This is a genomic window from Nostoc sp., from assembly GCF_036916735.1.
Taxonomy (GTDB): Bacteria; Cyanobacteriota; Cyanobacteriia; order Cyanobacteriales; family Nostocaceae; genus Nostoc.
The window spans coordinates 42,698-64,903 of record NZ_JBALFV010000125.1 but is presented as its reverse complement, the minus strand read 5'-3'; the positions used below and the strand labels follow the sequence as shown (position 1 = coordinate 64,903).

Below are 22,206 nucleotides of genomic sequence, written 5' to 3'. Positions count from 1 at the left end.
ACAAGCTCGGCACGAGTCCCGGTTCCTGAGCGTAGTCGTAAAGCCTGCGGCATAGCTACGCTTAGGGCGAAGCCTCTCGTAGAGAAGGGCAGTACAAGTGCCCTATGCCCCATACTTCGACGCCGCCCCTCGGCTACTTCGACTACGCTCAGTACAAGTCCGCTCGGGCTGAACTCAGTACAAGTGCCCTATGCCCTATTTTGACTTTTCTGGACTTGCTGCAATAAATGCTCTACATTTTCTGCTGGTGCAAGACATTTCAAACCTTGGCAAACTAAACCAATGCTTCCCTCTGGTAAATCTGATGTGATAGTGAACACAGCCGTTGGTAAAAACTTGGGTATCAGAGAGTTTATTTGCTCAGTGGTGCTGCGAATCAAGGTAGAATTGCGATACCAGTCCAACGCTGTAAATAAACTAGGACTTGCTTGAGGAGCGCGATGCATTACACTCCTAAAAGCTTTCAAACCAAGTTCTGCTAAATCCAAATAATCTAAATTATCAGTGAGTAAGGCAAGACGAACAAGATTAGCGATCGCAACTCCATTCGCTGATGGTGTAGCATTATCAGCGTAACTGCGCTCCCGTACAATTAAATCTTGACTAGAATCACTTGATGTGTTGTAGTATCCACCTAACTCTACACTCCAGAGAAATTCGTTGAATTCATCTTGGATAGCGATCGCTTTCTCTAACCATTGCTTATGCTCAGGGTTGGAAGCTTGTAAATCCAGGAGAGCTTTAATAAAAAAAGCGTAATCTTCAGACTGCGCTAAAACGCTTGGCTCTCCTTGATAGTTGAGTCGGTGGAAACGTCCATCCACAAACTGATTTTCCAAGATAAAATTCGCCGCTCGTGCTGCTAATTCCAGATATGACCGTTCTTGAAAAACCCTAGCAGCTTTAGCCAGTCCAGAAATCATCAAGCTATTCCAAGCGACAATCATCTTCGTATCTGTCACCGAGGGAATGCGACCTGGCCAGTTAGCAGTTTTTGCTTCCTGGTTATTACGAGCCGGGGGAAAAGTTTCTAAAGACTCAGAACTAACGCCATAACGAGCGGTAAACAGCTTGCTCAGTGCCGTTTCTACCGTTGCACTCAGTTGCCCAGAATGGCGTCTTTGCAAGACATTACGCCCTTCAAAGTTGCCGTTAGGTGACACAGTAAACTCTTCTAATTCCCTCAATTCTTCAGGCGTTAACAGTTGTTGTAGTTCGCTGTAACTCCAGACGTAAAAGGCTCCTTCTTCTGGTTCTACTGCCGTGGGTTCAATGAAGCTATCGGCATCTTGAGCAGCATAAAAGTAACCATCAGGCGCGGTCATTTCTCGCTTCAGCCATTGTACAGTACCAGCAACTGCTCTTTCAAAGGCTGCTTCTTCTACTCCTGCACTCCATAAAGAAGCTATGTACTCGACAATCTGTCCATTGTCGTAGAGCATCTTTTCAAAGTGGGGTACTGTCCAAGTAGCATCAACAGTATAGCGATGAAAGCCACCGCCCACATGGTCGTAAATGCCTCCCAGCGCTAAGTCTAGTCCCCGTTGGGTACAAACTTGCTTGCCATCATAGCGAGATTCAAAATTAAATCGAGTTCCCCGCAATGCTAATTCTGCATAGGGAATCATCGGAAAGCTATTGCCAGATTGACTAGGAGTAATTATACCTGTGCTGGTCTCCCAACCTTGGCGGAGTAATTCATGGTCTTCAAGCTCATCTGTTGTACCATCTTGTAACACCGCAGATGTGAGTAGCGACTCAATAATTAAGGCTTTGCGTTGCTGTAATTCTGCTTTTTCTGTATCGTAATAACGGCGAAGAGCTTGCAACACCTGTAAAAATCCAGGACGACCATAACGCGGGTCTACAGGGAAATAAGTACCAGCGTAAAACGGCACTAAATCTTCTGGGGAAAGAAATACGTTTAAAGGCCAACCCCCTTGACCGCTCATCATCTGCAAGGCTTGCATATAGATGCTATCGAGGTCAGGTCTTTCTTCCCTATCTACTTTGATGGGAAGATAATTAGCATTCATGTAGTCAGCGATCGCAATATCAGAAAAAGCCTCGCCTTCCATGACAGTACACCAGTGGCAACTAGAGTAGCCAATGGAGAGAAAAATCGGTTTATTTTGCACCCTTGCAGTTGCAAGTGCTTCATCACACCAAGACCACCAATCAATAGGGTTTTCGGCGTGTTTGCGGAGATAGAGGCTCTTAGCTTCAGCAAGGCGATTAGTCATGATTAAATGCAAGTAGTTGCCTTCTTTGCTCAGTCTATCCTCTTCTCAGGAGTCTTAGCTTAGACGGCTATATAGATAAGCAAGAAATCCTACGAGCGAATTATTTCTTGGGTAAGAGGTCGTAGTGCATATCTGTGATATACCTAACCAACAAATAATTTGGATGTAGAGCAACTAAATTTATTGAAAGCGACGGGAAACTCCATCCCCAAACTTCGTGTTGCTATGCACTCCGTGGGTGGACGAGGTTGTTCTCCCCGTCGCTTGGGCCAAGCAGGGCATTAGCCAAACAGGTAGTTTCTTCCCATGCCCAATACTTCTCTACGAGAGGCTGCGCCAACGGCTTACCTCGGCTTACTTCGACTACGCCCCTCAGCTTTGCCCAACTCTTCTTAGGCTGCGCCCTAAGCCTAGCTATGCCGCAGGCTTTACGACTACCAAGAGGACAAGCTCGGGCTAAACTCAAGACAAGCTCAGTACAAGTCGCCGTTCCTGAGCGTAGTCGTAAAGCCTGCGGCATAGCTACGCTTAGGGCGAAGCCTCTCGTAGAGAAGGGCAGTACAAGTGCCCTATTTTCCATGCCCAAAAACTCCAGAGAGCAAGTGGCGTGGAGTTTTTTATTTATGATTACTGAGTTTACGGTAAGCGCAGTCGAACTGCGTAGCCGTTAAATTATTATTGAAAAGAGCGCAATAGCAAGCTAACAATATTTGGTGGTGTTTCTTGCACAGGTGATGCTGTCTTTGTCTGAATTAAAGTATTTGGGCTAAGTACTGCTATCAGGTGGAGCAAGAAGGTGATGATGGCAGCTTGTACAAGTTTTTCCAACATGGCACGTCTCTCTGGATGGATAGCATTTCAAACATAACTAGTTCTTATAAATACATTCACTTTTAGATATTTACTGAATTTGACAAAAATAATTTGATATTTACCGAGCGAAATCCTAAAAAAATGTTTAAATTGTTATCGGCTCAACATAATTCCCTAAGCAAGTTTGATTTTGGTTATTGGTCTAATCACCACATCGCCAGAGTTGTCCAGCAAATACCGAGATATGAGGTTGGCGATGATTGGAGTTTTTTGATTTGTTCTTCATCGGATATTTTCTTAGACATCTTTTGCGGTTAAAAAGTGCCCTTGGGGGTTGAATTTATCGCAAAATCATTTTTTGTACTGTTTTTAGGCAAGAGAAAACGAGAAAGGTTTAAGTTATCTGTTTGGGAACAGTAGAGATAAACCCCAGTTTCGTGCTGTCACCGATAAAATGTATTTAAAGTAGCCACAAACACGCTTCCATGATTCCTATCGTTATTGAACAATCGGGTCGAGGCGAACGCGCCTTTGACATCTACTCACGGCTGCTGCGTGAGCGCATCATCTTTTTGGGACAACAAGTTGACAACAACATTGCTAACTTGATTGTTGCCCAACTGCTGTATTTGGATGCCGAAGACTCGGAGAAAGACATTTATATGTACATCAATTCTCCCGGTGGTTCGGTGACGGCTGGTATGGGCATTTTTGACACTATGAAACACATTCGCCCTGATGTCTGTACAATTTGTACTGGATTAGCGGCGAGTATGGGCGCTTTCCTCCTCAGCGCAGGTACTAAGGGTAAGCGGATGAGTCTACCTCATTCTCGGATTATGATTCATCAACCTCTAGGTGGCGCTCAAGGACAGGCGACTGATATTGAAATTCAGGCGCGGGAAATTCTGTACCACAAGCGGCGGCTAAATGACTATTTAGCTGAACATACAGGTCAACCAATTGAGCGGATTGCTGAAGATACTGAACGTGACTTTTTCATGTCGCCAGAGGAAGCCAGGGAATACGGTTTGATTGACCAAGTGATTGACCGTCATGCTGCTGGTAGCCGCCCAGCAGTTGCTGTTCTCAATTAATAGTCACGATTGGTAAATGGTAATTTACCACTTTTAATTCCCTTAAACCCTAAAAATAACCCCTTTTCGCTTATGAAGAGGGGTTATTTTTGAAATTAAATTTTGACAAATGACAAATACTTCGGCTTCGCCCCTCGGCTTTGCTCGGGCTGAACTCAGTACAAGTGACAAATGACAAATCAAAATCCTGCTATTGGGTCTGGCTGCGATTGGAGGTATTTGAGGAATCCGTGTAACTGTTCTTCACTTAACAAAGTACGCCCCCGCTTACCATAAGTTTCAATCAGATATTCCCGTCCTTGTTCTGGTGTCCAGCCTAAACGCTGAAGTTCGACATCTGTTTTAGCAATTACATCTGATAAATCAACGGGTTCAGCTTTCTTCTTTCTCTTTCCTGTAGCTGGCGGGTTGACGACATCCTCTTGAGGGCTGTAACTCCGAGGTGTAAATGGTGTGACATTATTGGCAGAAATTGCGGGAAAAGTTTGATTTTCCACCTGATTATCAAAAGTTATTTCCAATTTTTCCACTGGAGGATCAAATTCTAACTCCTGGTTAGTAGCTACAGGAAAGTTTTGACCTAAATCCTGGCTATAGGTATCGCTTGGTAGGGACGCATCACTGCTGTACCCGTACTGTTCATTATTGTTTGTTACTACTTCTGGTTTGATGTTCCGTACTTTAGAAGGCGGTATCGATATTTCTTTGTCGCTGACCACTGGCCACTGACTACTAACAAAATCCTCATCTTTTGCAGAGGAATAAGCAGCAGACTCATTCAATCCACCTTTGGTATTCAAGGAAGGGTTTAGCTGGGCTGGGGGAATTGGATTTGAGCTAAATGCCACTGATTGCTGTGGTGCATTTGTAATACCCAAAACTATCAGCGCCCTAGTTCTGGCTAGGTCTTCTGCTGCTTCTACTGTTTCTGCTGCTGCCATACCCGTAGCACGGGTTACGCCTTCTATTTGCACGCTTGCCCGGACAATATATTTTCCTTGAAAAATTTGCACTAATTCAGAAATCAGACTGCCTTTGGGATACAAGCTCTGGAATTGAGCCAACATAATACTGCTACCAATCTAAATCTGCTGGGGACTGGGGACTGGGGACTGGGACTGGGGACTGGGGACTGGGGACTAAGAAAGAATTATTTTAATCCTAATCCCTAATCCCTAATACCCAATCCCCAGTCCCTTTTAAAGTGATATTTTTGCTTTGCCTTGTGTCCCAATTGTAGCAGTAGCTCTTTTTTGACGAAATTTTTTGCCAGTGCTAACTTATCTGGGTAGTCTTGCCTGCAATGCTATACTGATTACCCAACTGGATATTTAGAACTATTTTCTGGAAGTGCGCTCTAAATCTACAATAATGGAGATAAGGTTCGCCCTCACTGCTTATTAAGCTGCCCACCTAATTGTTACCGATTCTACATGTGGGAAAATTGGGTTCACGGCAGTTTTGCCTAGTTCAAAATCAGAGTCTAATGTCGTAAAATTACCTTCACTCTAGACAATCAAACACCTGTAGTTTCCACGCCACTTGACGGCAGTTGCTTCACTTGGGGAGACCTCAAGACCGCACTGCCTCCTCCACTTGGGGAAACCCCAGACGCTCGCGGACTCGCTAACGCTGCGCTATCGCTTTTAGCGTCTCCCCTTCTCCCAAAGGGAGAGGCTAACGCCAAGGGAGAAGACGGCAGTGGCTCCCCTGCATAGCCCTTTTGGGCAGTCTGGATTCTCTAAACCCAGCTTCTCAAAAACCCGTCGCGTAATTACCTAGCGGGGCTAAATCCTAATCAGGCGTGTAATCTTAAGTTTGGTTAGGTGAAGAGACTTGAACGCAGGCGAACTCTGAGATCATCGTGCAGTGAGAAGTTCGTAGACGCCCATTGTCTGTGGGTCGGCTTCCTTTGCTTAGAACTGCAAGAGTAGTTTATCGCTCTTGCTGGGTCGAGCTTCCTTTCTTTAGAACTTAGAAAGTCTTGCCTCTAAGCAATTCGTTTCTAACTTGTTTCTGTAAGCCGTGAGGATATACAGAAAAGAACCAGATTGAAGAAGAATTCAGAATTCATGAATTCTGGCTCCTGACTCCTGAATTCTGTTTTGTTAAACAAAAATGATGTTTTGACCAAAGGTCGGTTCACTGCATGGAATTTTCAATCGCTACACTCCTTGCCAATTTCACCGATGATAAATTGGTAGCTCGAAAGGTTTTAGAAAAGAAACTTGGCTGTGAAGATGAAAAAAGTTTACAAAAACTTCACATTGCCTTAGATGTTCTAGAAAAAATCGGTATTTTAGTGAAGGAACGAGGCAAGTACCGCCGTGTCTCAGAAGAGGGAATAATCGAGGCAAAACTCCGTTGTTCTAGTAAAGGCTTTTGCTTTGCTATCCAAGATGTGGAAGGGGCTGAGGATATTTATATCCGCGAAAGTCATTTGAGTAATGCTTGGAATGGCGATCGCGTTTTGGTTAGAGTTCTTAAAGAAGGCAGTCGCCGTCGGTCTCCCGAAGGGGAGGTGAAGCTAATTCTAGAACGTTCTAACCACACCTTACTGGCACGAATTAAGCAGGTAGAAGCTGGTTTTAGGGCTGTGCCTTTAGACGATCGATTGCTGTTTGAACTGAAAATCCAGCCTAACGGCGCAAAGTTGGAAGAAGCGATCGATCATTTGGTTCATGTAGAAGTTTTACGTTACCCATTGGCACAATATCCTCCCCTTGGTCGAGTGGTGCAAATCCTTGGCAGCGATGCCGAAGCTGCTGCTGATATAGATTTAGTTACATGCAAACACGACCTTTCCCGGACTTTTCCAGATAATGTGCTAGATGCAGCCGCCAAGTTGCCTAAAAAACTGCTAAAAGCAGACCTGAAAAATCGGCTGGATTTACGTAATTTATTTACCTTCACCATTGAAGGGGTAAATGACGATACCAAAGTTATAGAAAACGCTTTTAGTTTAGAAAAAAACCTAGCCGGAAATTGGCTTTTAGGCGTTCATATTACCGATGTTTCTCATTATGTCCAACCTGACGAAGCCCTAGATAGAGAAGCACTCAAACGGGGCAAATCAGTGTATCTGGGAGAATTAGTACTGCCAATTTTGCCCCCAGTTGTAGCAGAACGCTGTTCTTTAGTACCTGGGAGCGATCGCTTAACTATCTCTTTTTTAATTACCATTGATCCCCAATCTGGACAAGTCCTAGAGTGGGAAATTCAACCCAGTGTAATCAACGTCGAGACTGCACTGAGTACTGAACTTGCCCAAGCAATTCTCACAGGTCAATCTGTTGAGCAATCATCACAGGTTTCCCAAATCCTGCAAGACCTCCAAGCCCTACAAACAGCCGTCAAACAGGTACGCTTAAATCGTGGTAGCCTCCAGTTGAATCTGCCGCCCAGCCAAAACGCATACTATGATGAGGGGATTCTCGGCGCTGTGGTGGTGAATGATTTACCAGTGCGATCGCTACTCACGGAGTTGGTACTATTAGTTAATCAATTAGTAGCAACTCACTTAAATGCTCTTGGTGTTCCCGCCATTTGGCGAGTTCAAGGCACACCCGATGTTGAAGATGTCCAGGAAATGCTCAAATTGGCAGTCAATTTAGGCGTTGACCTCACCCTAGATCCAGAAGTTGATATCCAACCCTTAGATTACCAACATTTGACCATAGCTTTTGCCGAATCTCCCTCTGAGCAAGTTCTAACTTACTTATTACAAGATACACTTAAGCCATCTGCATACAGCACCACTAAGGGATCTCACTTTGGTTTGGCACTACCGCAATATGTCCACTTTAGCGCTCCCTTGCGACGTTACCCAGATTTACTGATGCAAAGAGTGTATTATGCGCTACTTGAAAACGGACGCGATCGCCGCAATACCCGTGTGAGAGAGCGTGTTAACCTGCGTCACTCCTCCAGCCACGAGGAAATTAACTGGAACGTTTTACCCCCAGAATTGCAACAAGAACTGCAAAGCGATTTAACTAGGGTAATTGTCCAAATCAACGACCGAGAAAAAGAAGTTCAAGAAGCTGAAGCCGATTTAGCCGGACTACAAAAAGCCCAACTGATGAAGCAACGCATCGGTCAGGTATTTCAAGGCGTAATTACCGGGGTTCAATCCTACGGTTTCTTTGTGGAAATTGAAGTACCAGCCGCCGAGGTAGAATCCAGCAGTAATCCTGGTGTGCCTTTGAGGGTAGAAGGATTGGTACACGTCAGTTCTCTCAAAGATGATTGGTATGAATATCGCGCCAGACAACAAGCACTGTTTGGTCGCAAAAATCGCGCTTCTTATCGATTAGGCGATCGCGTTGCTGTACAAGTTAAGAGTGTCGATTACTACCGCCAGCAAATTGATTTAGTAACAGTCGGTAGCGATGGCGTAGCCAGAGGTTTAACTGGCAATGATTCCCGTGAAGACCTTTCAGACCTCTACTTACCAAATGACATGGAGCCTGATGACCTAGACTCTTACTCTGAGGACTAGTAAAATCCACTACAATTTACGTGTCAAATAACACCAAAACTCTAATTTTAGGCGTATCGGGTGCATCTGGTCTGATTTACGCTGTTCGCGCAATCAAATTTTTGCTAGAAGCGGAGTTTAGCATTGAATTGGTTGCCTCTAAATCAACTTACATGGTTTGGCAGTCAGAACAGGAAATTCGGATGCCACCAGAACCAACTGGGCAAGAACAATTCTGGCGAGAGCAAGCTGGAGTTGCAATTTCGGGTAAACTCCGCTGCCATCCTTGGGGTGACGTTGGAGCCGGGATTGCCAGTGGTTCCTTTCCCACTCTGGGGATGATAATTATTCCATGCAGCATGAGTACAGTGGCAAAGCTAGCGGTTGGCTTGAGTTCCGATTTACTAGAACGGGCGGCGGATGTCCAACTTAAAGAAGGACGAAAGCTGGTAATTGTCCCGCGTGAAACGCCTTTTAGCCTCATCCACCTCCGTAACTTAACCTCTCTAGCAGAAGTTGGAGTGAGAATTGTCCCCGCGATTCCTGCCTGGTATCATAATCCCCAAACCATTGAGGATTTAGTTGATTTTGTAGTTGCCCGTGCTCTAGATCAACTAGATATTGACTGCATTCCAATTCAGCGGTGGCAAGGTCGTCGCTAACATCCTCAATGGATTTATTGTAAATTTCACAATAGTCCTAAAAAGGTAATGATAGAGATGGCTGATAGTGTCAGTAGTCAGTGAACAGTAATTAGCGAAGAATAATCAGACTGATAACTGACCACTGATAACTGACCTTTATAGGCAGGGGAGTAGGGAGCAGGGGGCAAGGGGAGAAAGATTCTGGAATTCCCCGCTTCATTAGGGTCTCAGAGCCAATAAATTTATTTATGGGGTTTTTCCCCAGCTAAGAGTCCCCTGCCCCCTTTCCTCTTCAGTGACCACTGATAACTGACAACTGACAAAATTGCTATGGCTGTAATTCGCTTAATTCTATTGGTGGCAGTACTCGGAGGACTAACGCTGTTATTAGTCCAAAATTTCTCACCTGCCCTATCGCTAGTATTTTTGGGCGTGCGAACTCAACCATTACCACTAGCTATATGGATTTTGTTTAGTACTGCCACTGGTGCTTTCACATCTGTATTGATTGCTACCTTGTTTAACTTATCCAATTATTTTGGGGGAAGACAACGCCAAACTCCTGACAGCCGAAGCACAACGCCTCGTGCGAAGGCAACCCGTAGAGAAGAACCTACATATCGCCCTACCAGTTCTCCACCACCAGCTAGTAAAAAAGAAGAGCCTACTAGTGATGTCTTTGATGATTGGGAGACAAATAGCAGTAAAGATGATGATTGGAACTTTGATGAAAAGTCAGAAGAAACATTTACTTCTAATTCTCAAGCTCAACAGCCTAAAGATTCTAAAACTTACGAACGTCAATCAGAAGCCAAAAGCAGTTCTCAGTCTGGTTCAGTTTACTCCTACAGCTACCAGGAACCAAAAAATACGAGTGCGGGAAAAACTGAATCTGTTTATGATGCTGATTACCGGGTAATTATCCCCCCTTATCAGCCGCCAACTACCAATCAAGCCGATGATGATGATTGGGAATTTTTTGATGATGATTTTGAAGATGATGGTAAACGCCCCCGTCGCTGAGATGTAGCAGGCTACGTCTCTATTTAATGCCGCACCGCTCTCTAGACTCTTGCTTGACCTTACCAGTCATGGCAGCTTCCTGCAAAGTCATGAAAGCATTAAAATCTTCCAAGTCATACCGGGTAGTCAACAGTTGTCGTAGTTGATTTTCAGCTTCCATTGTCAAATAGCCAGTTGCTAAAGCTTTTTGTACAACGTCACGAATTCGAGTCATAGTTGACGCCTCATCCATTCTATATTTATTCATTCAGGCTTATTGGGGTGAAATATGCAGTAGTTTTTGTGCCGAAATTTCAATTTGGCAAGCTTTTTTGGGCGATCGCAGAATATAAGTCATTATTTACACCTTTATAGGAACACATTTAATTGATTAGGGCTTGTTATAACTGAACTTTTATAATAACAACTTTGTGCTAGTAGAAACACAGTATTCTGTATACTTAAAATTACCCACCAGAGGGAAAATTCGGATTATTTAGATAGACAGAAATTGTTTAGATAAAGTTTCAAACAAGCTATATTAATTTTTTAGTTAAGCATAGTGATCGCTATGCAGCAAATACAAAGTTACATCAGGGATATTACCAGATTTATGAGAAATTCATCGTTTATTATTTATAATAACTTTACAGATGAATCTTAATTGATTGCTTTAGTTACTTTAAATACATTAATAATGGTAATAACGACAGTTAATTCCTCTTAAATAAAAGATAAATTTATAGAACTTAAAAATAAATAAAAACTTTCAGATAAATTCAAGTTGATAGCTCATTTATTCTGGCTCAAGAACTTCCCAGATTAATTCAAGTAAATATTTTTAAATTCGAGATTAAGTCGTTAAGTTTATAATTAGAAACTATGACTCAGCACTCAGAATTGGAGCGAAGCAACTAGTGAGCAGCTTATTACAAGGAGTCAACCTGTACTTAATTGGGATGATGGGCGTTGGTAAGACGACAGTAGGGCGCTTACTGGCGAAGGAATTGGGCTATGGGTTTGTAGATACCGATGATGTTATTGCCCAAGCAACAGGTAAATCTATCAATCAGTTATTTGCCCAAGAAGGGGAACCAGGCTTTCGCCAGTTAGAAAGCGACGTACTTTCACAAATTTGTGCTCTTACAAAATTGACTATCGCAACTGGTGGGGGCATTGTACTGCGGCGAGAAAATTGGGGTTACCTGCACCACGGTTTGATAGTCTGGCTAGATGCGCCAGTGGAGATAATTTACAACCGTTTAGTTGATGATATCACAAGACCACTGTTGCAAGATGCTGATCCTAAAGGGAAATTGCGATCGCTGCTTGAACAACGTACACCACTTTACTCTCAAGCTGATTTGCACATCACCGAGCGAGAGGGAGATACACCAGAAGACGTTGCCAAGCGAATAATTGAAGCAATTCCTAGCGTTCTCAAAACACAAGTTTCTCATTAATAAGACTTAAATTACCAAATTTTGCCCATTTGCAGGACAAATCCTGGTAATTCTGAATTCCCACTAACTGCTTCGGGATTTTCCAAAATTTCAACTTCTCGATTAGGACGGTAAATGTAGACTTTTCGATTCTGCCGATCAATTAACCAGCCTAGTGATGCACCGTTATCGATGTACTCCTGCATTTTGTCTTGTAATTTTATCAAGCGATCGCCTTTTTCGCCAGCCTGCTTGGTTAATATTCTAAAAGCTAATAAGGATTTTAAAACCAGAGGCTATCAGTTGGTTAACATTGGCAAGTCAAGAAAATTATTAGAGTCATTATAGTACAAACATACTCAATGGCATCAGAGATTGTGACGAGTTACAAAGTCTTCTACACTGACTGGAATAGGTTTTAACTCTTAACGGCGGCTCCTCATGACGGTCAATGATTCTGAATACATCAGGCAAGCTGAAGCTACTCGTGTGCGTGTACTAAGCGAAGCACTACCTTATATTCAACAATTCGCCGGTCGCACTGTTGTTGTCAAATATGGTGGCGCAGCGATGAAAGATAGCACACTCAAAGACAAAGTTATCCGTGACATTGTATTCTTATCCTGCGTGGGCTTGCGTCCAATTGTAGTCCACGGGGGTGGCCCAGAAATTAACAGTTGGTTAGATAAGCTAGGCATCGAACCACAATTTAAGAATGGTCTGCGAGTCACTGATACCGCCACAATGGATGTAGTGGAAATGGTTTTAGTTGGTCGAGTTAATAAAGAAATTGTCGCCCTAATTAACCAAGCTGGTGGATTGGCTGTAGGACTTTGTGGTAAAGACGGTAATCTATTTACAGCCCGTCCCCAAGGTCAAGAAGACATCGGTTTTGTGGGGGAAGTCAGCAATGTAAATATTAAGATTTTAGAAACCCTTGCTAGCAATAGGTATATTCCGGTAGTGTCCAGCGTTGCCGCAGACGAGACAGGGCAAGCTTATAATATTAATGCCGATACTGTAGCAGGAGAAATAGCTGCTGCACTAGGAGCAGAAAAGTTAATTTTACTGACTGACACCAGTGGAATTTTAAAAGATTATAAAGACCCATCTACTTTGATTCCAAAAGTAGATATTCGTGAAGCCCGCGAACTGATTGCCGATGGTATAGTTAGCGGTGGGATGATTCCCAAAGTGAATTGTTGTGTGCGATCGCTTGCTCAAGGAGTCCGTGCAGCACACATTATCGATGGTCGCATTCCTCACGCCCTATTACTAGAAATCTTTACTGATGTTGGGATTGGAACGATGATTCTGGGTTCACAGTTTACTTCTTAAGAGTTAGGAGGAGAGACGCGATTAACCCTTGTCTGTACAGTTCCTCATCTCTCTTTAGGGACTTGCAAATAAAAAAATACTCAACTACTTCTTGTGGGGTGGGCGACATGAGCGCACAATAACTAAAGGCGGGTTTTTCTACCCACCTCACAAGATTGGATAATTTATTTGTTGAAAGTCCTTTACCGGGGATAAATGAAAATACGCGATCGCTCACCGTTAAATGATCTACGATGCCATGAGTTATCTATAATCACCGGGTTAACTATGGTTGAGTCTCGAATTGCCGGATTAATCAAAGTTGGACTAATCAGGGTGGAATTTCTCACGTTCTGCCTGATCTGGGGATAGGAATAATTGTAGTAATCAGTGCGTTGTGGTATTAGTCCCGTTGTTGGGTCTACAGGCATAGGTGTGGGAATCGGACTACCATAAATGAAAGAACCAACAGCAGGCGATCGCCTGGCTCCATAATCAGGTGTGGGAAACGGACTACCATAAATGAAAGAACCAACAGCAGGCGATCGCCTGGCTCCATAATCAGGTGTGGGAAACGGACTACCATAAATAAAAGAACCCACAGCAGGCGATCGCCTGGCTCCATAAGCGCCATCAATCACGATCGCACGCTGGGCGGAAGCTGGAGCAATGCTTACACCCATCACTGCTATACTCATGACGACTTTGAGCCAATTGAGTTGCGAATGCTTGATTTTTAACATATTTTGCTCACCTGCATTTGATACCGGAATTTTTAATCAGAAAATAGTTGCAGCTACTTAGTTAAAATTTTAGAAGTTTATTTACTTTCAGGTTGCCAGTTTTTGAGAAAATTCCAAAAAGATTGCTGGCATTGGCAAAATTAAAATAGTGCTGATTTTTGTATAAACCGTGAGTGTAGAAAGTTTAGAAATTGCTAAAACCCGCTACCAGGCTGGGAAAGTTGCCTTTGAAAATGGGCAATACCGCGAAGCCATCGAAAATTTAGAAAAGGCCAGCGCCCTATTAGCTCGTAATTCTCGTCTTGGGGGAGAAGTAGAAATTCATCTGGTGACAGCTTATGAAGCAGCTGGACGCACCGATGATGCGATCGCTCTTTGCGAAAGACTTAAACGCCATGCCCATTTTGAAATTGGCAAACAAGCGCGACGGATGCTTTACATTTTAAAAGCACCAAAGTTAAAAAGACCCAGCGAGTGGATGACCGAAATCCCAGACTTGGGCACACTAGCCGATAATGAACTCAAAATTTCTATTGCTGCTAAATCGACTAAACCTTCTGTGCAGCAGAAGCCTAAACCTACGGAGCCAGAATTCGTTGACCTCAGTCAGGTCAATACCAGAGATAATCGCTTTATCTGGGTGGCGCTAATTGCCATTGGTTTAACCATCTCGTACTTGGTTTGGTTGAGTTTTTCAGCAAACCCAAGCTGATAATAACTTAACATTATACCAAAATTATTTAATTTTTATAAGCAATAACGATATACATCTGCTGTCATCTTAGCAATGTGTTTCCAATTATACTCTTCAGCTAGCTGAAGGTTATGCTGTCCCATAAAAAATAGTTCATAGTGCTTTTTTAAAGCAGAATTCATAGCTTTCGTTAAGCCATTTTCATCATCTATCTCATATAAAAATGCTCCTGCATTGTCAAGCACTTCTCCAATGCAACCTTTGCGTGGTGCTATACAGGCTTTACCGAAGGACATTGCTAAAAGTACTCCACCCGATGTCAAAATATCTCGGTATGGAAAGATAACTGCATCACAAGCATTCATGTAAAGTTGAATTTCATCAGTTGGAACGAAGCCTGGAAAAAACTTGATTCTTTCATCATTAGCAATCTTCTGCCTAAGAATATCTGTAATTTCTTGACTATCGTGGTGAACTCTGCCAGCAATGACTAGTTGGATTTTGTCACTATCTAGTTGATTGAACGTATCTATAAGTTCAAATACTCCTTTGTAGGGACGAATCGAACCAAGGAAGAGAAAAACAAGATTAGAGTGTTTTAAACCTAATTTTTCTCGGGCAGTTGCTTTTTCAATCTTATTTTCGTAAAAGTCTATGTAATTCCCATGTGGAATTACATAGACTTTATGTTTGTTTCTTATAGAAAATTCCTTTAAAACCTGTTCTTTTGCTACTTGGCAATGAGTAATAATAGCGTTAGATAATTCAGCTATAACAATACTATAAATTCGATCAAAAATAAAGTTTATACTTTCATGATTTTTAAGATTATGTACAGTCCAAATAATTTTTATTCCAAACGATTTTAGTAAAACTAGCTGACAAACAACTATTAATAATTTGAGTAGATTAAATTGATTTGGGTATATGAAGAATGGATCTAACCAATGCAAATGTATAAAATCTGCCTTCTCACGTAAAATTACTAAGGGTAAAAAGAAGGTTGTTGAAGATGAAAGGCTTGGGAGTGCTAATTCAATACCTACTTTTTCTAAATTATCACTTAGCTGTGTTATGTAGGGGTTCCCGTCAACAAATGCTTTAGGTAGAAAAATCGATTTTATATTTTCCATTTTTCATTTTACATTTTATAAGTCGTTTAAAGTTTACATAAATAATTTGTCAATGTTGTGTCAAGAAGATGTAAACTTTGCGACTGGTTGTAAATTAAAAATCAAGAGTTAAGACAAGTTTTTTCACCATGCTTAAAAAGCTGTGACTCAATGTTAGTTATTTGTTTAGCTTGTTGCTGCTGGTGGTTTTTTTGTAGGCGATCGCTAACGAATTACGCCAGTATAATAGGACTTATGCATCAGGTACAAAACGTAGAAGCAATACCCTATGGGAAGCCAGGGTAAGCGCATCTCAAACCCTATTGACACGGTAGTCTTGGGGTTCACCCAAAGCACAAATAAGTTCAAAATTACTACACTGAGCCAAAAGGTGGGATTGACATTTTCGTCTTTATATGGTCAAAAAACAAAAAAGCTATTTAAACCATGTTTTTTCAATTATTTACGCAACTCGTCCGATTTGGAATGAAAAATTGATATTTATATAAAGCTTTTAGCTTTTTTTCTGTGTCAATAGCTACAAAATTAGATGCGTTTACCCTGCTTACAAATCCTATATTTGCTGTTTTAACGAGCAATGTTTACTACCTGCCAAAATAGTTTTGGCGCAATCACGAAAATTGACAACACGTATACTATAATACCAACAAATATAGAAAGAACTAGTAACGCAGAAGAACTGACTAATGTACTCAAAAAATATTTAACAATAAAAATAGCAATCAGCATAATTATTGTTCCTATTAGAGGGACAGAACCTTGGCGCAGATAAGTTCCTACATCAATGCGAATCAACTTCCAAACTACCCAAATATCGAGGGGTGCCATCAAATAACTTCTGAGAACGTAAGCTGCTGCAACAGCAACAATTCCCCATTTAACTGATATGGCGAAGACAATAACATTACAGACGGCTTGTACAAAATCTAAAGCTAATTTCCAAGAAGGTTTTCCTACAGCCATTATCACAGGGGCATTGAAATAAAAATAAGCATAAATAATACCCATACAATTCAAAACTTGCATTACTGGAATACTTGGTGACCACTTTTCTCCAAATATAACCAATACTATTTCAGGTGCTAATATTACTGTGCCCATGAACCCTGGAAAAGTAATTAAACTTGTAATTTGGATTCCTTTGTAAAGTGCATTACGTAATCTTTCCGGTTCTTCTTGTAACCTGGAAAATGTAGGAAGAGAAACTTTTGAAATAACGATAGTTAGTAATTGCGTTAAATTTAGTAGCAACCGATAGGCAACGCTGTAATATCCTAATGCAGTAGAACCCAGGAAATAACCGATTAAAAAATCGTCAGAACGGCGGTTTAAAAAGTTAAATAAATTCATCCCCATTACATTTACTCCAAAGGCAAATAGTTCTTTGAAGTGTTGTGGCGAAAATTTGAATCCTGGACGCCAGTCACTTACCCACCAAAGTACTAAAACTTGTGCAAAGCTATTGGTTAATTGCTGACCGACAAGGCTCCAAACTCCAAATCCCATAAATGCCATAGTTACGCCTACTGTTCCGCCAAGAATTACTGCTATCAATGAGCGTATGGCAAGGGATTTGAAAGCTAGTTTTCGTTGAAAAATTGCTTCTTGAACACTACTAAAACCACTGATTAGAAAGCCTAGAGATAAATAGCGGATTATTGGTGTAATCTGTGGCTCTTTGAATAAATCACCAATCAATCCAGCACAAGCAATACTTAATATTGCTGTCAGTCCACTGACTCCTAAATTAGTCCAAAAGGCAGTATCTAAATGTTCTTTTTCTATATCTTGACGTTGTACAATTGCTTGGGACAGACCTTGGTCAAGAAAAATTTGCAAAAAATTCAAAAATATGGTGGATAGAGCAACTAGACCAAAAGTTTCTGGGCCTAGCAAGCGTGCCAGTATGAAAAAAATACCGAGGGCAATAACTTGACGTCCCCAACTGTCTAGAGCAGACCAAAATACTCCTTTAACAGCTTTTTGTCGTAAATTTGATGAATTACGTGATTGCATTACAGAGTTAACCCCTGAAATAACTTATAATGAATATAGCTTTTTGTGTATGCTTAAATCGTCTGTTTAGTTTGCAACTACACTTCGATGTCTTGTGATAGAACTAAATTTTTGTACATCGCGTTAGTTATTATTCAAATCTTTTAATCTAAAAACGACAAAGTAAAATATTATTAGTATAAGTGATTGATGTAATCTTTGGAAAAATAGTTTTTCAAATTTAAATAAATATTCCATAAAATTATACTACCTTTTGCCAATTTGTAGATATTGAATGAACTTTACCAGTCTATTGCCAACTTTCCCAAAATTATAGAAACTGGTGTGGAAACCTTTAAACCAGATTGCCTTGTGTTGAGGTAAGAGTCAAGATTGGTTAAAAAGTTTGACTTTTAGAGAGACTTATAGTTATGAATTCTTCCATTTTCGGACAGATTTTATTGTGGTTAATCAGACCATTTAGGTTTTTATTGACACTGAATGGTAGAAATCGAATGAACCGCGTCTTTCCCATGCGAAATCTTATTCTCTGGCTAGTGCTGTTAACATCCCTGCTACTGACTGGCTGTGTGAAGTACGATGTAGGGCTTAATTTTGACAACTCAAATAGTGGCGAACTAGTACAGCATATTAGGTTGGGAGAGCGGCTAACTAGTTTTAGTGGCGATTCTGTGTACGAATGGTTAAAAAGCATAGAACGCCGCGCCCGTCAACTAGAAGGTAAAACACAGCGAGTTTCTCAAGAAGAAATCATTGTCACAATTCCTTTTAGTAGTGGTAGGGAATTACAAGAGAAGTTTAACGAATTTTTTAACTCCCGTGCGAATCAACCCTCTGAGTCAGTGGGAAAGCAATCTGACTCAGAACTGCCGAAAATTGAATCAAATGTACTCTTGGAGCAGAACAATTTTTTACTTTTAGTCCGAAATCGGTTAATTTATGATTTGGATTTGCGATCACTATCCTTAATTGCCAGCAAAGGTAACGTCTTGGCTAATGCTGGTTCAATTCTCGACTTGGAATTTAGCTTGAAGACTCCTTGGGGAGCCAAAAATATTCAACTAACTGAAACTGCAATAGAGCCAGAAAAAAATGGCAATCGATTAGTGTGGAAACTCCACCCTGGTGAGCTAAACCATATAGAAGCTGTTTTCTGGCTTCCCAGTTCCATTGGTATTGGTGCATTGTTAATTATCTTGTTTGTCTGGGGAGGATTGTACTTGAGATACAATTTCATGCCAGATCCCAGAATTGAGTTCCCTCCTAAAGCAGCTACTGCTCAAGAACAGTAGAGTATTCATCTGTTCAATGAAGAGGCAGGAGGAGAAGAGGTAACAGAGAACTTGTAACAAATCTTTCCCCTTGTCCTCTTCTCCCTGCTCGCCTACCTCTGGTTTAAGATTGCCAGTTAAGGGAACTCCAAAAAATAAATTATCCAATTTCTGGACTTCACTACGACTTTCCCTCCCTCTGCCCCCTGCCCCCTGCCTCTTTTTCACGGTGACAACCGCTCTATTTTCCAAGTGTCATTATCTAAACGGCTATAGAGTAAGCGATCGTGGAGACGACTGGGGCGGCCTTGCCAAAACTCAATTTCTGTGGGGATCACTCGTAAGCCTCCCCAATGAGGCGGTCGGGGAATCTTCTCATTTTCATATTTGCTTTTAAACTCCTGCAAACGTCGCTCAAGAACTTCTCGGCTTTCTATCACCTCGCTTTGATTAGATATCCACGCACCCAGGCGACTGTTAGCAGGGCGACTGTGAAAATACTGGTCGGACTCAGTTTCGGAAACTTTCTCTACATACCCCGAAATCCGCACTTGACGTTCCAGTTCTGCCCACCAGAACACTAAAGCCCCTTGGGGATTTTCTGCCAGTTCTTGTCCTTTGTGACTGTTGTAGTTGGTAAAGAAAGCAAAGCCCCGTTCATCAAAATCCTTGAGTAACACCATTCTGGCTGAGGGCTTACCGTCTGGTGTGGCAGTGGCAATGGTCATGGCATTGGGCTCTGGGAGTTGCGCTGCTAGTGCCTGATCGAACCATTTTTTAAATTGGATAAACGGATTGAGGTCAATTTCAAGTTCGCTTAAACCTTCCAAGGTGTAGTCTTTGCGAAGGTCAGCTATGGTTTTGTCCATTTTGATTTACTTCCTGGTTATCAGATACGCTTATACATGTCTTTGTTAAAAATATCTAAAATAGGTTGCATAAGATGCGCCGTTCAGCCTCCCTTCAACGCCTGTTAATTTATGGTCTAAGCGGCCCGATTATCGCTCTCAATATCTGGCTGCTGTCTGTTCTTTTTCGCTATTTTCAGCATCCCATTACCGTCTTGATCATTGCAGCGATTCTGGCTTTTCTACTAAATTACCCAGTTAAGTTCTTTGAACGTGCCCGGATCACGCGCACTCAGGCAGTGATCATAGTTTTACTTGCAACATTAACCCTGTTGGTGATTCTGGGCGTCACTCTAGTGCCATTAATCATTGATCAAACAGTTCAACTGTTAAATAATATCCCTGATTGGTTAGGCGCCAGTCAAGCGAACTTAAAGCAGTTTGAGATGCTGGCAAAACAACGACGTTTGCCAATTGATTTGAGAGTTGTGAGCAGTCAAATCAATGCCAACATTCAGAATCTGGTACAACAACTAGCTTCTGGTGCAGTGGGATTTGCTGGAACACTGCTCTCAGGATTACTTGACGTAGTGTTAGTAATCGTGCTTGCATTTTATATGCTTTTATATGGCGATCGCGTCTGGTATGGTCTAGTCAATATTTTGCCCTCTAATATTGCAGATCCTCTTACTGCATCCTTGCGCCTCAATTTTCAGAACTTCTTCCTTAGCCAGTTGTTGCTAGGACTGTTCATGGTGCTAACCCTGACGCCAATTTTCTTAGTGATGAAGTTGCCCTTTGCCCTGTTGTTTGCCATATTGATCGGGATCTCGGAACTTATTCCTTTTATTGGAGCATCTCTCGGCATTGGTCTAGTGACTATTTTAGTACTGCTGCAAAATTGGTGGTTGGCAGTTCAAGTTGCCATAGCGGCAATTCTCATGCAGCAGGTTAAAGATAACTTGTTAGCTCCCAGGTTACTCGGCAACTTTATCGGGCTGAACCCTATCTGGATTTTCGTAGCTATTTTGATGGGATTTGAGATTGCTGGATTGTTGGGGACACTTGTTGCTGTTCCCATTGCTGGTACTATCAAAGGAACTTTCGATGCGATCAAGAGCGGCAAGCCTAGTAACTTTGTATCAACTGTCACTATTCCTCATGATCCACCCCTCGATTAAGATGGCAAAGGGGCAGGGGGAGAAATCAATTCAAAATTCAAAATTCAAAATTCAAAATTCAAAATTCAAAAATTTTAGAACTTCTGCCTCATACCTTTTGCCTTCTCTTTCCCAATTCCCAATACTTCGACTTACTTCGACTACACTCAGTACAAGTCCGCTTGGCACAAGTCGCGGTTCCTGAGCATAGTCGTAAAGCCTGCGGCACAGCTACGCTTAGGGCGCAGCCTAAGAAGAGAAGGGCAGTACAAGTGCCCAATGCCCAAGGTTGCACAATCTGATCTCACAATTCACAATGGTGATTGATTACAAATTTCAGGGAATACTGCCAACAGGCAATTCCTGTCATTAATTAACTTAGAACCTATTAATGGAAGCTTCCGAGCTATTAGAAACAATCACACTCTTGATTTACCAAGCCCAACAGGGAGAAATTGACCCTTGGGATGTCCAAGTGATTGAGGTGATTGACCGTTACTTAGAACTGATGGCACCGGAGGAAATAGGAAGAGGTTATGAATCAGACTTATCTCAATCTGGACAGGCATTTTTGTCAGCATCAATGTTGGTATTATTCAAGGCAAATACCTTGATGCAATTGTCAACAGTAGGAGATGTCCAGGATGATGTAGTAGATGATGCCCTATTAGAAGATGAAGACGGAATATTACATCAGGGTCATCGTCTACCATTAGAACGACAATTGCGTCGTCGTCCATCGGCAATGCCGCCACCAAAGCGTCGGGTAACTCTGCAAGAGTTAATTAAGCAATTGCAGATTATGGCAAACCACCTAAAACTTGTAGAAAAAGTCAGCAAACCTATCCGTCCCAAACGTCTGCCTAGTGTCCAAAGTATGCGGCAGGCGCTGGAGTTAGCTCACCAGGAAAATCTGACGGAAGTAGCTGGGGAACTAGAACAGGTGTTGAATGTGTGGGCAAGGGAGCTAAATTTAGAACAAAATTGGTTGAATCTAGAACAACTTGTAGAGTTGTGGACTCAGACAAAGCATCTCAAACAAAGTGGGTCTGGACATGATTCTAAACACAGTCATTTAGTTAGCGTTTTCTGGGCACTGCTGTTGCTCTCGGCTCAATCCAAAGTAGAGCTATTTCAAGAGGAGTTCTACCATGAGATCAAAGTTCGGCTACTTATAGATTCAGCTAAGACTGGCAAACCTTTTGAGGAGTCAATGAACTAATAAACTAATAAATAGCTTTACAGATAATTTACAGATTTTTGATTCAGTCCAAAATCCGAGTAAATTGAAAAGATAAGCGAT

The 22,206-nt window shown here is 41.9% G+C and carries 19 protein-coding genes and 1 pseudogene; 10 read left to right on the top strand and 10 right to left on the bottom strand.

Features of this window, described 5'->3' with window-relative positions; all coding sequences use genetic code 11:
* Positions 1-188 precede the first annotated feature (188 nt).
* The 3 genes from V7L20_RS31685 to V7L20_RS31675 all read right to left on the bottom strand — a co-directional run bounded on the left by V7L20_RS31685 (position 189) and on the right by V7L20_RS31675 (position 3,074).
* Entirely contained in the window at positions 189-2,243 is a 2,055-nt protein-coding gene (locus V7L20_RS31685) for a thioredoxin domain-containing protein (RefSeq protein WP_334747886.1), read from the bottom strand.
* Positions 2,244-2,466: 223 nt separating this feature from the next.
* Positions 2,467-2,823, bottom strand: a complete 357-nt coding sequence (locus tag V7L20_RS31680) for a hypothetical protein (RefSeq protein ID WP_334747885.1) — start codon at positions 2,821-2,823, stop codon at positions 2,467-2,469.
* 95 nt (positions 2,824-2,918) lie between these two features.
* Complete coding sequence (locus V7L20_RS31675) at positions 2,919-3,074, bottom strand: hypothetical protein (RefSeq protein WP_334747884.1); 156 nt, start codon at positions 3,072-3,074, stop codon at positions 2,919-2,921.
* Positions 3,075-3,541: 467 nt separating this feature from the next.
* Here V7L20_RS31675 and clpP point away from each other — a divergent pair, with 467 nt between their 5' ends.
* A complete protein-coding gene (gene clpP / locus V7L20_RS31670) occupies positions 3,542-4,153 on the top strand; it encodes an ATP-dependent Clp endopeptidase proteolytic subunit ClpP (protein WP_229451819.1) in 612 nt (203 codons plus the stop codon).
* 179 nt (positions 4,154-4,332) lie between these two features.
* Here the strand turns inward: clpP and V7L20_RS31665 are convergent, their stop codons facing one another.
* Positions 4,333-5,220 (bottom strand): hypothetical protein, encoded by an 888-nt coding sequence (locus tag V7L20_RS31665; RefSeq protein WP_334747883.1) that lies wholly within the window; start codon positions 5,218-5,220, stop codon positions 4,333-4,335.
* A gap of 1,082 nt (positions 5,221-6,302) precedes the next feature.
* Here V7L20_RS31665 and V7L20_RS31660 point away from each other — a divergent pair.
* The 3 genes from V7L20_RS31660 (at position 6,303) to V7L20_RS31650 (ending at position 10,300) form a co-directional block, all read left to right on the top strand.
* On the top strand, positions 6,303-8,654 hold the full coding sequence (locus V7L20_RS31660) for a ribonuclease R family protein (RefSeq protein WP_334747882.1): 2,352 nt from the start codon (positions 6,303-6,305) through the stop codon (positions 8,652-8,654).
* Between the two features lie 20 nt (positions 8,655-8,674).
* Positions 8,675-9,295 (top strand): flavin prenyltransferase UbiX, encoded by a 621-nt coding sequence (locus V7L20_RS31655; protein WP_334747881.1) that lies wholly within the window; start codon positions 8,675-8,677, stop codon positions 9,293-9,295.
* Positions 9,296-9,607: 312 nt separating this feature from the next.
* Positions 9,608-10,300, top strand: a complete 693-nt coding sequence (locus tag V7L20_RS31650; protein ID WP_334747880.1) for a LapA family protein — start codon at positions 9,608-9,610, stop codon at positions 10,298-10,300.
* A 19-nt stretch (positions 10,301-10,319) separates the two neighbouring features.
* On the opposite strand, the gene V7L20_RS31645 is transcribed toward V7L20_RS31650, so the two are convergent.
* On the bottom strand, positions 10,320-10,514 hold the full coding sequence (locus tag V7L20_RS31645; RefSeq protein ID WP_334747879.1) for a hypothetical protein: 195 nt from the start codon (positions 10,512-10,514) through the stop codon (positions 10,320-10,322).
* 682 nt (positions 10,515-11,196) lie between these two features.
* On the opposite strand from V7L20_RS31645, the gene V7L20_RS31640 reads away from it, so the two are divergent.
* Positions 11,197-11,742, top strand: coding sequence for a shikimate kinase (locus V7L20_RS31640; protein WP_334747878.1), 546 nt, complete (start codon positions 11,197-11,199; stop codon positions 11,740-11,742).
* Positions 11,743-11,753: 11 nt separating this feature from the next.
* On the opposite strand, the pseudogene V7L20_RS31635 reads toward V7L20_RS31640, so the two are convergent.
* Positions 11,754-11,939: pseudogene (locus tag V7L20_RS31635) on the bottom strand (Uma2 family endonuclease); the annotation flags it as partial.
* A gap of 223 nt (positions 11,940-12,162) precedes the next feature.
* Between V7L20_RS31635 and argB the strand changes: the two are divergent.
* Positions 12,163-13,059 (top strand): acetylglutamate kinase, encoded by an 897-nt coding sequence (gene argB, locus V7L20_RS31630; protein WP_334747877.1) that lies wholly within the window; start codon positions 12,163-12,165, stop codon positions 13,057-13,059.
* Between the two features lie 182 nt (positions 13,060-13,241).
* Here the strand turns inward: argB and V7L20_RS31625 are convergent, their stop codons facing one another.
* Positions 13,242-13,781: a hypothetical protein gene (locus tag V7L20_RS31625; protein WP_334747876.1), complete on the bottom strand. Its 540-nt coding sequence runs from the start codon at positions 13,779-13,781 to the stop codon at positions 13,242-13,244.
* Between the two features lie 169 nt (positions 13,782-13,950).
* On the opposite strand from V7L20_RS31625, the gene V7L20_RS31620 reads away from it, so the two are divergent.
* Entirely contained in the window at positions 13,951-14,493 is a 543-nt protein-coding gene (locus tag V7L20_RS31620) for a tetratricopeptide repeat protein (protein WP_334747875.1), read from the top strand.
* A 35-nt stretch (positions 14,494-14,528) separates the two neighbouring features.
* Here V7L20_RS31620 and V7L20_RS31615 read toward each other — a convergent pair whose 3' ends face one another.
* Together V7L20_RS31615 and V7L20_RS31610 are read right to left on the bottom strand one after the other, a co-directional pair.
* Positions 14,529-15,608 carry a glycosyltransferase family 4 protein gene (locus tag V7L20_RS31615; protein WP_334747874.1) on the bottom strand — a complete coding sequence of 360 codons (1,080 nt, stop codon included), beginning with the start codon at positions 15,606-15,608 and terminating at the stop codon, positions 14,529-14,531.
* Between the two features lie 567 nt (positions 15,609-16,175).
* On the bottom strand, positions 16,176-17,624 hold the full coding sequence (locus V7L20_RS31610; protein ID WP_334747873.1) for an MOP flippase family protein: 1,449 nt from the start codon (positions 17,622-17,624) through the stop codon (positions 16,176-16,178).
* A gap of 410 nt (positions 17,625-18,034) precedes the next feature.
* Between V7L20_RS31610 and V7L20_RS31605 the strand changes: the two genes are divergently transcribed.
* Entirely contained in the window at positions 18,035-18,916 is an 882-nt protein-coding gene (locus V7L20_RS31605; protein WP_334747872.1) for a DUF3153 domain-containing protein, read from the top strand.
* 203 nt (positions 18,917-19,119) lie between these two features.
* Here the strand turns inward: V7L20_RS31605 and pdxH are convergent, their stop codons facing one another.
* Entirely contained in the window at positions 19,120-19,764 is a 645-nt protein-coding gene (pdxH, locus tag V7L20_RS31600; RefSeq protein ID WP_334747871.1) for a pyridoxamine 5'-phosphate oxidase, read from the bottom strand.
* A 74-nt stretch (positions 19,765-19,838) separates the two neighbouring features.
* On the opposite strand from pdxH, the gene V7L20_RS31595 reads away from it, so the two are divergent.
* Entirely contained in the window at positions 19,839-20,924 is a 1,086-nt protein-coding gene (locus V7L20_RS31595) for an AI-2E family transporter (protein ID WP_334747870.1), read from the top strand.
* 370 nt (positions 20,925-21,294) lie between these two features.
* On the top strand, positions 21,295-22,125 hold the full coding sequence (locus tag V7L20_RS31590; protein ID WP_334747869.1) for a ScpA family protein: 831 nt from the start codon (positions 21,295-21,297) through the stop codon (positions 22,123-22,125).
* The last annotated feature ends 81 nt before the right edge of the window (positions 22,126-22,206 follow it).

Coding starts and splice junctions, on each gene's coding strand:
- V7L20_RS31665 (WP_334747883.1), bottom strand. CDS start 5,220: ATGTTGGCTCAATTCCAGAGCTTGTATCCCAAAGGCAGTCTGATTTCT.
- V7L20_RS31650 (WP_334747880.1), top strand. CDS start 9,608: ATGGCTGTAATTCGCTTAATTCTATTGGTGGCAGTACTCGGAGGACTA.
- V7L20_RS31675 (WP_334747884.1), bottom strand. CDS start 3,074: ATGTTGGAAAAACTTGTACAAGCTGCCATCATCACCTTCTTGCTCCAC.
- V7L20_RS31615 (WP_334747874.1), bottom strand. CDS start 15,608: ATGGAAAATATAAAATCGATTTTTCTACCTAAAGCATTTGTTGACGGG.
- clpP (WP_229451819.1), top strand. CDS start 3,542: ATGATTCCTATCGTTATTGAACAATCGGGTCGAGGCGAACGCGCCTTT.
- V7L20_RS31605 (WP_334747872.1), top strand. CDS start 18,035: ATGAATTCTTCCATTTTCGGACAGATTTTATTGTGGTTAATCAGACCA.
- V7L20_RS31685 (WP_334747886.1), bottom strand. CDS start 2,243: ATGACTAATCGCCTTGCTGAAGCTAAGAGCCTCTATCTCCGCAAACAC.
- argB (WP_334747877.1), top strand. CDS start 12,163: ATGACGGTCAATGATTCTGAATACATCAGGCAAGCTGAAGCTACTCGT.
- V7L20_RS31625 (WP_334747876.1), bottom strand. CDS start 13,781: ATGTTAAAAATCAAGCATTCGCAACTCAATTGGCTCAAAGTCGTCATG.
- V7L20_RS31590 (WP_334747869.1), top strand. CDS start 21,295: ATGGAAGCTTCCGAGCTATTAGAAACAATCACACTCTTGATTTACCAA.
- V7L20_RS31680 (WP_334747885.1), bottom strand. CDS start 2,823: ATGGAAAATAGGGCACTTGTACTGCCCTTCTCTACGAGAGGCTTCGCC.
- V7L20_RS31595 (WP_334747870.1), top strand. CDS start 19,839: ATGCGCCGTTCAGCCTCCCTTCAACGCCTGTTAATTTATGGTCTAAGC.
- V7L20_RS31660 (WP_334747882.1), top strand. CDS start 6,303: ATGGAATTTTCAATCGCTACACTCCTTGCCAATTTCACCGATGATAAA.
- pdxH (WP_334747871.1), bottom strand. CDS start 19,764: ATGGACAAAACCATAGCTGACCTTCGCAAAGACTACACCTTGGAAGGT.
- V7L20_RS31645 (WP_334747879.1), bottom strand. CDS start 10,514: ATGACTCGAATTCGTGACGTTGTACAAAAAGCTTTAGCAACTGGCTAT.
- V7L20_RS31610 (WP_334747873.1), bottom strand. CDS start 17,624: ATGCAATCACGTAATTCATCAAATTTACGACAAAAAGCTGTTAAAGGA.